This is a genomic window from Citrobacter europaeus (assembly GCA_020099315.1).
Taxonomy (GTDB): Bacteria; Pseudomonadota; Gammaproteobacteria; order Enterobacterales; family Enterobacteriaceae; genus Citrobacter; species Citrobacter europaeus.
Map to the genome: position 1 here is coordinate 1,808,725 of CP083650.1, position 11,845 is coordinate 1,820,569.

General features: G+C 48.8%; 9 protein-coding genes. 5 read left to right on the top strand and 4 right to left on the bottom strand.

From position 1 onward, the window contains the following. Positions 1–6: 6 nt before the first annotated feature. Positions 7–1,167: a glucans biosynthesis protein MdoC gene (mdoC, locus tag LA337_08480; GenBank protein UBI17712.1), complete on the bottom strand. Its 1,161-nt coding sequence runs from the start codon at positions 1,165–1,167 to the stop codon at positions 7–9. A gap of 271 nt (positions 1,168–1,438) precedes the next feature. Between mdoC and mdoG the strand changes: the two genes are divergently transcribed. From mdoG to LA337_08495, 3 genes are all read left to right on the top strand, one after another. Next, positions 1,439–2,974: a glucans biosynthesis protein MdoG gene (gene mdoG, locus LA337_08485; protein ID UBI18423.1), complete on the top strand. Its 1,536-nt coding sequence runs from the start codon at positions 1,439–1,441 to the stop codon at positions 2,972–2,974. Continuing rightward, complete coding sequence (gene mdoH / locus LA337_08490) at positions 2,967–5,495, top strand: glucans biosynthesis glucosyltransferase MdoH (GenBank protein ID UBI17713.1); 2,529 nt, start codon at positions 2,967–2,969, stop codon at positions 5,493–5,495. Before mdoG ends, mdoH begins: the two co-directional genes overlap by 8 nt. A 75-nt stretch (positions 5,496–5,570) precedes the next feature. Next, positions 5,571–5,798 carry a YceK/YidQ family lipoprotein gene (locus LA337_08495; GenBank protein ID UBI17714.1) on the top strand — a complete coding sequence of 76 codons (228 nt, stop codon included), beginning with the start codon at positions 5,571–5,573 and terminating at the stop codon, positions 5,796–5,798. Here the strand turns inward: LA337_08495 and LA337_08500 are convergent, their stop codons facing one another. Further along, a complete protein-coding gene (locus LA337_08500; GenBank protein UBI18424.1) occupies positions 5,799–6,176 on the bottom strand; it encodes a secY/secA suppressor protein in 378 nt (125 codons plus the stop codon). A gap of 691 nt (positions 6,177–6,867) precedes the next feature. Here LA337_08500 and LA337_08505 point away from each other — a divergent pair. After that, positions 6,868–8,199, top strand: a complete 1,332-nt coding sequence (locus tag LA337_08505) for a GGDEF domain-containing protein (GenBank protein ID UBI17715.1) — start codon at positions 6,868–6,870, stop codon at positions 8,197–8,199. A gap of 61 nt (positions 8,200–8,260) precedes the next feature. On the opposite strand, the gene mdtG is transcribed toward LA337_08505, so the two are convergent. Continuing rightward, complete coding sequence (gene mdtG, locus LA337_08510; GenBank protein ID UBI17716.1) at positions 8,261–9,481, bottom strand: multidrug efflux MFS transporter MdtG; 1,221 nt, start codon at positions 9,479–9,481, stop codon at positions 8,261–8,263. A 155-nt stretch (positions 9,482–9,636) separates the two neighbouring features. Beyond that, entirely contained in the window at positions 9,637–10,557 is a 921-nt protein-coding gene (locus tag LA337_08515; protein ID UBI17717.1) for an LpxL/LpxP family Kdo(2)-lipid IV(A) lauroyl/palmitoleoyl acyltransferasee, read from the bottom strand. A gap of 220 nt (positions 10,558–10,777) precedes the next feature. Here LA337_08515 and LA337_08520 point away from each other — a divergent pair, with 220 nt between their 5' ends. Further along, positions 10,778–11,830: a rhodanese-related sulfurtransferase gene (locus LA337_08520; GenBank protein ID UBI17718.1), complete on the top strand. Its 1,053-nt coding sequence runs from the start codon at positions 10,778–10,780 to the stop codon at positions 11,828–11,830. Positions 11,831–11,845 lie beyond the last annotated feature (15 nt).

Sequence of the window (11,845 nt, forward strand, 5' to 3'; positions counted from 1 at the left end):
GAAAATCTAGCCTGCCACGGCCTTGTTTTTATCCTGCTTCACGGGCGGTTTACCCGAGAAGAGAAACTTCAGCACCGGTATACGTAAATGGATTTCGTACAGTATGACCGCAATCCCAACCACAAACAGCAAACCGCAAAGAAAACCCAGCAGATTCGACGAGATATGCGGTGTGATGTAAGCGCCAAAAAACAGCGTTAACGGGTGGTGCACCAGATAGATAAACAGCGACGCGTTGACAAAATAAGTCACGCGGGCCGACTGGAAATTAAGCAAACGGTGACCCAACGAAAAGACGACGTTCACCATCCACAGTCCCATGACCATGGTAATGACATATTCGGTTTCATACATCCAGGCATCACCATTGCCGTAACGCTGATTGAGCAGGTATGCAACAAATGCGAATGCAGCGCCCAGGGTGCAACCGCGCGACGGCGTGGTAAACAACGCCTTCAGATTCGGGTTGATAAACGCCAGTGCGCCGAGCATAAAGAAAGGCACATAGAACAGCGTTTGCATAACGATAAAATTGAACATGCCATCGCTGAGAATCGAAGGGTAAAGGATGAAAATCGTCCTTCTGACGGCGGCATAGCCGACACCCAACAAGATAAAAATCAGCGTTAATTTAGTCATTGACACCGCAGGCGCGCTGGCGGAATCGCTTTGCGTAAGCCTGTTTTTCATCAGGGTGAACACCCACATGCTCACGGTTGTTAACACCACCAGAACCAGTAAAAACCACAGATGGGAAATCAGCTCCCAGGCCAGCGCATTGTACTTATCGTAACCGCTGAGAGTATGCCAACTGTCTGCTTTTCCCTTTACATATTGCAGCATGATAAATTGCGGCAGCGTAAGCAATGGAATAGCGGTGAGCATTGGGATCCCCACGCGTTCTACACGCACCTTCCACCAGCGCTTTAAGGGATAGCGCAAAAACAGCATGTAGGAAAAATAACCTGAAATGACAAAGAAGACCTGCATGCGAAAAGCGTGGATAAAGTCGTTAAACAGAGTCAACCACCACGATGGTTCGGCGCTGTTCACGTGCCAGGTGTGGGTCGAGTAAATCAATGAAATATGGAATGGGATCCCTAACAACATTAGCCAGGCACGGATGGAATCAAGAAAATATTCGCGTGGTGGTGATACAGAGCTCATAGACAGTTATGTATTCTCAGACTTTTCGTCTTATCCCTAAGACGAATAATGGTTACATTCGAGGGCAACCCTACACGAAGTCCAACAACCTGTCTCCAGGATAAGCACGCAAAGTGAAAACAGGTAGTTGAACCTGATTAAACCATGAGCCAGCGCGCGAACAATACAGGGATTCAGTTGTCGGAATACCCGATTATCCATTAAAATGGATCGGATCAATATAAGCACACAAAGGGGGAAGTGCTTACTAATTATGAAACATAAACTACAAATGATGAAAATGCGTTGGTTGGGTGCAGCAGTTATGTTAACGCTGTACACATCATCGAGCTGGGCGTTCAGCATTGATGATGTTGCAAAACAAGCTCAATCCTTAGCCGGTAAAGGCTATGAGGCGCCAAAAAGTAACTTGCCCTCCGTTTTCCGCGACATGAAATATGCGGATTATCAGCAGATCCAGTTTAACCGCGATAAAGCCTACTGGAGCAATCTCAAGACCCCATTTAAGCTCGAGTTCTACCACCAGGGTATGTACTTCGACACGCCGGTCAAAATCAACGAAGTTACCGCCACCGCGGTGAAAAGAATCAAATACAGCCCGGATTATTTTAATTTTGGCGATGTTCAGCATGATAAAGACACGGTAAAAGATCTCGGTTTCGCCGGGTTCAAAGTGCTGTATCCGATCAACAGCAAAGATAAAAACGACGAAATCGTCAGCATGCTCGGTGCCAGCTATTTCCGTGTTCTGGGTGCAGGCCAGGTCTACGGTCTGTCTGCGCGCGGTCTCGCGATTGATACCGCTCTGCCTTCTGGCGAAGAGTTTCCCCGCTTCCGTGAGTTTTGGATCGAGCGTCCGAAACCAACTGATAAACGTTTGACCATTTATGCCTTGCTGGATTCTCCGCGTGCAACCGGAGCGTATCGCTTTGTCATCATTCCTGGCCGTGACACGGTAGTTGATGTTCAGTCCAAAGTTTATCTGCGCGACAAAGTAGGCAAGTTGGGCGTAGCACCGTTAACCAGTATGTTCCTGTACGGACCAAACCAGCCTTCTCCGGCGACTAACTATCGTCCGGAACTGCATGATTCTAACGGTTTGTCTATCCACGCTGGCAACGGCGAGTGGATTTGGCGCCCGCTGAATAACCCGAAACATCTGGCGGTCAGCAGCTTCGCCATGGAAAACCCGCAAGGTTTCGGCCTGCTGCAGCGTGGCCGTCAGTTCTCTCGTTTTGAAGATATCGACGATCGATACGATCTGCGCCCAAGCGCCTGGATTACGCCAAAAGGTGACTGGGGTAAAGGTAAGATTGAGTTAGTTGAAATCCCAACTAACGATGAAACTAACGATAACATCGTTGCGTACTGGACGCCGGATCAACTGCCAGAAGCCGGCAAAGAGATGAACTTCAAGTACACACTGACGTTCACGCGTGATGAAGACAAGCTTCATGCGCCTGATAGCGCCTGGGTACAGCAGACTCGTCGTTCTACCGGTGATGTAAAACAGTCCAACCTGATTCGTCAGCCTGACGGTACCATCGCGTTTGTGGTGGACTTTACCGGCACAGATATGAAAAAGCTGCCGCAGGATACCCCGGTTACCGCACAAACCAGTATTGGCGACAACGGCGAAATCGTTGAAAGCACCGTGCGCTACAATCCGGTATCTAAAGGTTGGCGTTTGATGCTGCGCGTGAAAGTGAAAGACGTGAAGAAAACCACTGAAATGCGTGCTGCCTTGGTCAATGCCGATCAGACGCTGAGTGAAACCTGGAGCTACCAGTTACCTGCCAATGAATAAGACAACTGAGTATATTGACGCAATGCCGCTTTCGGATATCGAAAAAGCGGCACTGCCGAAAACTGACATCCGCGCCGTTCATCAGGCGCTGGATGCCGAGCATCGTACTTACTCGCGCGAAGATGATTCACCGCAGGGTTCTGTAAAAGCTCGCCTTGAGCAAGCGTGGCCGGATTCTCTGGCTAAAGAGCAGTTGGTTAAGGATGATGAGGGCCGCGATCAACTGCAGGCGATGCCAAAAGCAACGCGTACCTCTATGTTCCCCGATCCCTGGCGTACCAACCCGGTTGGCCGTTTTTGGGATCGTCTGCGTGGGCGCGATGTGACTCCGCGTTATCTTTCTCGGTTGACGAAAGAAGAACAAGAGAGTGAGCAAAAATGGCGTACCGTAGGCACCATTCGCCGCTATACGCTGTTGATCTTAACGCTGGCGCAAACGGTCGTAGCAACCTGGTATATGAAGACGATCCTTCCGTATCAGGGGTGGGCATTCATTAATCCTGTAGACATGATGGGGCAGGATTTGTGGGTTTCCTTTATGCAACTGCTGCCCTACATGCTCCAGACCGGCATTCTGATTTTGTTCGCCGTGCTTTTCTGTTGGGTATCAGCGGGATTCTGGACCGCGCTGATGGGCTTCCTGCAACTGCTGATTGGGCGAGATAAGTACAGCATCTCCGCCTCAACGGTTGGTGACGAACCGCTGAATCCCGAACATCGTACGGCATTGATTATGCCTATCTGTAACGAGGACGTAGACCGCGTATTTGCGGGACTTCGCGCCACGTGGGAATCGGTCAAAGCAACGGGCAACGCTGAGCATTTCGATGTTTATATCCTGAGCGACAGCTACAATCCTGATATCTGCGTGGCAGAACAAAAAGCATGGATGGAGCTGATTGCCGAAGTGCAGGGCGAAGGGCAGATTTTCTATCGCCGTCGTCGTCGTCGTGTGAAGCGTAAAAGCGGCAACATTGATGACTTCTGCCGCCGCTGGGGAAATCAGTACAGCTACATGGTCGTGCTGGACGCGGACTCCGTGATGAGCGGCGACTGTCTGAGCGGGCTGGTGCGCCTGATGGAAGCGAATCCAAATGCCGGGATTATTCAGTCTTCACCGAAGGCTTCCGGTATGGATACACTGTATGCACGCTGCCAGCAGTTTGCGACCCGTGTTTATGGACCGCTGTTTACCGCCGGGCTTCACTTCTGGCAATTGGGTGAATCGCACTACTGGGGTCATAACGCGATTATTCGCGTGAAGCCGTTTATCGAGCACTGCGCACTCGCGCCGTTACCGGGCGAAGGCTCATTTGCGGGCTCGATCCTCTCCCATGACTTCGTGGAAGCGGCATTGATGCGTCGTGCTGGTTGGGGCGTGTGGATTGCCTACGATCTGCCGGGCTCTTATGAAGAGCTGCCGCCGAACCTGCTGGATGAACTCAAGCGTGACCGTCGCTGGTGTCATGGCAACCTGATGAACTTCCGTCTGTTCCTGGTGAAGGGGATGCACCCGGTTCACCGCGCGGTGTTCCTGACTGGCGTTATGTCCTATCTGTCGGCACCACTCTGGTTTATGTTCCTCGCGTTGTCGACCGCATTGCAGGTGGTGCATGCGTTGACTGAACCGCAGTACTTCCTGCAACCGCGTCAGCTATTTCCGGTATGGCCGCAATGGCGACCTGAACTGGCAATCGCGCTGTTTGCCTCAACGATGGTCCTATTGTTCCTGCCGAAGTTGCTGAGTATTTTGCTCATCTGGTGTAAAGGAACGAAAGAGTACGGTGGGTTTATCCGCGTTACGCTGTCGCTGCTGCTGGAGGTTTTGTTCTCCGTCCTGCTGGCGCCGGTGCGTATGCTGTTCCATACCGTCTTCGTCGTGAGTGCTTTCCTCGGTTGGGAAGTGGTGTGGAATTCGCCGCAGCGTGATGACGATTCGACCCCGTGGGGTGAAGCGTTTATGCGTCACGGGTCTCAGTTGCTGCTGGGGCTGGTGTGGGCGGTGGGTATGGCCTGGCTGGATCTGCGTTTCCTGTTCTGGCTGGCGCCGATTGTCTTCTCGCTGATCCTGTCGCCGTTTGTGTCCGTTATTTCCAGCCGCTCTACGGTTGGGTTACGTACCAAGCGCTGGAAGCTGTTCCTGATCCCGGAGGAGTATTCTCCGCCGCAGGTGCTGGTGGATACGGATACCTATCTGGTGATGAACCGCAAGCGTACGCTGGACGACGGTTTTATGCATGCGGTGTTTAACCCGTCATTTAACGCACTGGCAACGGCAATGGCGACTGCGCGTCACCGTGCGAGTAACGTACTTGAGATTGCCCGCGACCGCCATGTGGAGCAGGCGCTGAATGAAACGCCGGAGAAACTAAACCGTGACCGCCGCCTGGTGCTGTTGAGCGATCCGGTGACGATGGCGCGTTTGCACTATCGCGTCTGGAATTCACCTGATAAGTATTCTTCATGGGTGAATTACTATCAGGGGCTGACCCTGAATCCGCTGGCACTCAGGAAAAAATAAGCGTTATGTAATGTGAAAATACCGGCCTGGTGCCGGTATTTTTTTATACTGAATAAAAGAGGCGGGAGATATCAGGTGCGAATATTAGCAGTGGGGATTATGGTGTTCTTCCTGAGCGGATGCGGCAGCATTATTAGCCGAACTATCCCAGGGCAAGGGCACGGAAACCAATACTATCCTGGTGTGCAATGGGATGTACGCGACTCCGCGTGGCGTTACGTCACCATCCTCGACCTGCCATTTTCGCTGGTATTTGATACGCTGCTGCTACCGCTCGACATTCACCATGGACCTTACGAATAACTATCGCTCGTCCCATTCATCGGCTGCGGTCTGACCTTCTTCGGTATCCAGGGGAGGCTCCAACTGGAATTCACCTTCATCCCATTCGTGAAGCGTGTTTTCTTCCTGCCACTCCTGACGAATCTCAATTTCATCGTAGTCACCATCAAAAACACTTTGCGCGGCTTCGCCACTCAGCATTGGCAGGCATTCACCATCTACATCATCCTCGTCAGCAAAGAATTCCGCCTGCCACATAATGTCACCATCCTGTAGCACGTATTTTTGGACGCTTAGCTGTTGAACGCTGGCGTCGTCTGACTCAAGGTCAGGGTTATCTGCCAGAAACACTTCCCGAGCCGCATCAATAGCCTCTTCCAGCGTGGCATAAAAATTCATGTCATTCTTTGCCATATTCCTTCTCCTAAGGCGAACAATAAAGGGTGATGATTCAATCTATAGACGGCGATTCGCAGAGCGTCAAACCCGTTGGTAGCGTGGCTAACTCAATCAGATGATCACCGCCTGCAATGTCTATGAAGCTGGATAAAAGTAATCTCGGTAGTTTATGCAAAAATTTACATTGGCAGATACTGAAGCCGGCGTAATATCAGGAAAAAAAATCAAGAAAAAATAGTAATGTATGTGGTTTGCAATGTAGTAATGAAAATCAAAAAAATAAAAGCGGACGTCATATAAGAAAACCTTTATCACCAACAGGCTTTTGCTAAGGTTTTGTGTGGATTCCTGCAGGCAGTCATGCACTGAATTTTTATAACACTCTTAAATAAAAGGAGAAAATTAATTTTACGGTCGGGAGTATTGCATATGCAATTATTGAAAAACAATAAACCAGCAAGCATCAATGGTAATGCTAAGGTATCCTTAGTGTATGGACTTTGTTAACGCTTTGATGAGCGTTTCAAAAGCATACATAATAATAGATGATTAATACCAGATGTTATAAATCTATATAAAATCATTAATTTGGGAATGAATCAATATCATTGAACTTGTGCTGTTATAATGTTTGCAAAAATTAATGCTTTAATATATAAAATGCAAAATTAAGAACTCTCCTAAGGTTGTTATGGATAACAGTAATTCAAATAATGGAAGGTTGATGGCTTTCTATGTAATCTGTTTGGCTGGTTATATTCTTGGGGGGTTGTGTCTTACACAATTTAAATTAACAATACAGAGTGTACCGCAAACAGTATATTTAATTATAATTGTAGGGCTATTCTTTTTATACGGAATAATTTTCCTGTTTATGTTGTTCCAGTATCTTTGTAGAAAAGATCTCACCTGCTTAATGATACTAGGAATGGCATTTCTTGGGAATGATGTTTTTTTTGCTGAGACTATCTACATCGTTCAGAATTTGATTAATGACAATGTTTCGATCGAAAAAAGAACAAACGATATTGCTATATTCTATTATTTTCGACAGGTCAGTTTTATAGCATTGTTATTCATATCTTTAAAGTCTTACAAAGAAACTTCGACAGTTATTGAAACCAACGAAAGAGAACCTTGCTATATCGTTCTGGCTTTTTTAATCATGCTGGTAATCGCTGTTGTGGCGCACATTCTGGCCAGTTACAACCCTAATTTTACAATCGAGATCACAAGCCTGAAACCTGATAATGTCACGGTGCACTGGCATATTGGGTATATTTATTCACTTATTGTGTCCTGGAGTCTGGTTCTGTTGTATTTAATCATTAAAACCAGAATGAAAAATATATTGTGGAAAAGCATAGGGTTGCTGTGTTGCTCGGGAATATTAACCAACGTACTACTTCTGAGTCTGGATGAATACAGCATGTATATTTGGTATGTCAGCAGGGGCATTGAGGTAATAAGTACCCTGTGTATAATATCAATACTTATGTACAACACCTTCATCATCCTGAAAAAAGAAACGGATTCAGCTATTAAAGACGCAATGACGAAAATATATAACCGTAAACTGTTCTACAGGTCATTAAAATCAGCGTTAGCAAAAGGCGTAGTGAGTGTAATGGTGTTGGATATTGATAAATTTAAACGAATTAACGATACCTACGGTCATCAGGAAGGTGACAGAGTAATAATCAGTGTTGTCAATATTATCAATAAATCAATTAGGGACACGGATATTTTTGCAAGGGTAGGTGGCGAAGAATTTGCGATCCTGCTTAAGTGTAACGATAAAGATGAAGCTATTGTGATAGCGGAACGAATTAGACGGAATATTGAGAATGGTACGGCAATACCAAATGCGTATGAGTTGAAAGAAAAAATGACGATAAGTATTGGCGTATATTGTAGCAAAACTGATGATGAATCAGCGGACAAAGTCGTTTCATATGCAGATGCTGCGCTGTATGAGGCCAAAAATACTGGCAGGAATAAGGTATGTTACTATTACAATTAAGACTTAAATGAGTGTCGGGTGAAAAATATCATTCGATTCTGAGAAGATAAATACACTCAAATCATCCTGCGGCCTCAGGACTCCGGCGACGGCGCAGGCTATTCCATGAATAGAGGGCGTTAAATAGTACGACGCCCGCGGTCACACAGAAGACGGCGCGAAAACCATAGTTGGCAGATATCGCCGCCCCCATTAATGGTCCTGTTACGTTGCCGATGTCGCGAAATGACTGGTTATAACTGAAAATCCGCCCGGCGATCTGATTCGTTGAGTTATAGACCAGCAGCGTTTGTACCGCCGGGAGCAAAGCCCCATCGGCGGCACCCAATAAAAAGCGCAGAACCCCCAATTGCCAGGGCGTCTGTACGAATGACATTGGAATAAGCAACAGCACGGAGATGACCAGAGCCACAATCAGGATCTTCTCCGGGCCAATTCGATCACCGAGTTTACCAAGCCTTGGGGCGCTTATTAACGCAGCGACACCCGGAACGGAGGCAATCATCCCGCTGATAAAAGCGATGTTACTGACGTTACCAGCCAGCTCGCGAACGTATAGCGTCAGAATGGGCGCAATAGAGCCGGTTGCTACCTGAATGATAAGCGTAGTGACAAACAGGCTCAGCACCAGTTTTGGGTTCTTTAAAGAGGTTACCACTTCGCGAATGTGCAGCATCTCTTTCTTGCTTACCGCCTGGAAACGCTCGCGGATAAAAAATAGCGTCAGGATAAAACAGACCAGCAGCACGCTGGCAGTGATGAAAAATACCGGGCGTAAACCGTACTGATCCGCGAGCAGCCCGCCGGCTAACGGTCCGAGCAGCGCGCCGCTGACGCCTCCGGTTGAGAGCGTACCCAGCGCCCAGCCGCTTTTGTTGCGCGGAACCTGGGTGGCGATCAGCGCATTAGCGTTGGGAATGAAACCGCCGAGCAGACCCAACAGGGCGCGCAGGATCAAGAACTGCCAGATATTTTGCGCCAGGCCCATCAGCAGCATCACAATAGCCATGCCCAACGCGGAACGCAGCAGCATGATTTTTCGCCCTTTGCGATCGGCAAGGCCACCCCAGAAAGGAGAGGCGATGGCGGAAAAGAGAAACGTGATGCTGAAGACCAGGCCTGACCACATGTTCAGGGCGCTATGACCCGTGACGCCCAGACTCTCGACATAGAGCGGCAAAAAGGGCATAACCAGGCTAAATGCTGCGCCGGTTAAAAAACAACCCAGCCAGGCAACGGTGAGGTTGCGTTTCCAGTTTATGGGAGCATCTGAGGGTGACATAGCGTTCCGCAGTGTGACGCGCTGTTTGCGCTATCGATTGAATATAAGTAAGCAGACTAATTATGCGCCTGGTTGATAGTTGCTGCAATGCGGATAGCAGTTAAACCTAAAGCGGGCAGGGAAAGTGTTGCAGCCCTCAGGGCTGCAACAGCGATTTAATACAGGGAAGGGGAGCCTTCGGGGCGCGTCTTGAAGCGACGGTGCAGCCACATGTACTGCTCAGGAGCCATCATGATGCATTGCTCAACAATCTTATTCATCCACGCAGCCGTAGTTTCCGCGTCGTCTAACGGCGGAGAACACTCCGGAGGCAGCATAATCAATTGATACCCTTTACCGTCAGGCTTGCGGCGAGGAACAAACGGGACCAGACAGGCATTGGACATACGCGAAAGCATCCAGGTCCCGGAGGTCGTTGCGGCTTGTTCAACAGCAAAAAGCGGTACGAACACGCTGGCGCGAGGACCGTAGTCATGATCCGGCGCATACCAGACCACTTCGCCTTTTTTCAACGCTTTAATCATTCCTTTCAGGTCTTTACGGTCGAGCATTGATTTATTCGAACGCATACGGCCCCAGGTTTGTAGCCAGTCGAGCAGCGGGTTGTCGTTAGGGCGATACACACCAATACCTGGCTCCTGCAAACCAAACTGACGCGCACCCAGTTCAAGGGTCAAAAAGTGCAGACCCACCAACAAAATTCCCCGCTTTTGTGCCTGAACGTCGCGGATATGCTCCATCCCGATAACTTCCGTCCAGCGTGAAATACGCTTGTCGGACCAAAACCAGGCCATTCCGGTTTCCATCACGCCCATGCCAACGGACTCAAAGTTTTTGACGATCATCTGCTGGCGTTCCTGCTCGCTCATCTGCGGAAAGCACAGTTCCAGATTGCGGGATACAATTTTTACCCGACGTTTCATCAAACGTAACGCCAGGCGACCTAATGCGCAGCCCAACTTATAAAGAATCGGGTAGGGTAACTGCACGATTAACCAAAGGATGCCAATGCCCAGCCAGGTTAACCAATAACGTGGATGCAGTAACGCAGCCGAAAACTTGGGTAAATTCGTCATGTCTATCCTGTCTTCAAACGACCAATTCCCTGTATTGTCGCATTTTTTCGTGCATTTCAAAAATTTGTGACGGGAGAACGGTGATTAAACCAACAATTGTTGTCGCGCGTTTATATTGAAGTAAGAAATGTAGCGCAAAATGTGTGGATGTAAATTGGCGATGTTTGCTTTATGATGCCGCCGATTTCCATTTACTTCCAATTTGCAGGATACGTACACCATGCCAGTGTTACACAACCGCATTTCGAACGACGCCCTCAAAGCCAAAATGCTGGCCGAGACTGAGCCGCGCACGACGATCTCATTCTATAAATATTTCACTATTACCCACCCTCAGCACACGCGTGATGCACTGTACCAGATGTTCACCGCATTGAACGTCTTCGGGCGCGTCTATCTTGCTCATGAAGGAATCAACGCACAAATCAGCGTACCGCAAAGCAACGTCGAGACATTTCGCCAGCAGCTTTATGCGTTTGATCCCGCATTAAACGGATTGCGTCTGAATATCGCGCTGGATGATGACGGTAAATCGTTCTGGGTGCTGCGTATGAAAGTACGTGAACGCATCGTGGCGGATGGGATTGACGATCCGCAATTTGACGCCAGCAACGTGGGGGATTACCTGAAGGCGGCAGAAGTAAACGCCATGCTGGACGATCCTGACGCGGTATTCATTGATATGCGCAACCACTATGAATATGAAGTGGGCCATTTCGAGAATGCGCTGGAAATCCCGGCAGACACGTTCCGCGATCAGTTACCGAAAGCGGTTGAAATGATGCAGGCGCATAAAGATAAAAAAATCGTTATGTATTGCACGGGCGGGATCCGTTGTGAGAAAGCCAGCGCATGGATGAAACACAACGGATTTAGCAAAGTCTGGCACATCGAAGGCGGTATTATTGAATATGCCCGCAAGGCGCGTGAACAGGGACTTCCTGTGCGTTTTGTCGGTAAAAACTTCGTTTTTGACGAGCGTATGGGCGAAAGAATTTCTGAAGATGTCATTGCGCATTGCCATCAATGCGGAACGGCGTGCGACAGCCATACCAATTGCAAAAATGATGGCTGTCATCTGCTGTTTATCCAGTGCCCGGCCTGCGCGCAGAAGTATAACGGCTGCTGTAGCGAGTTGTGCAGCGAAGAGAGTGAGTTGCCGGAAGAAGAGCAACGACGTCGTCGCGCTGGCCGCGAAAATGGCAACAAAATCTTTAATAAATCACGCGGTCGCCTGAATACCAAGCTGGGCATTCCGGATCCCACGCAATAAAATGATGCCGGCTGA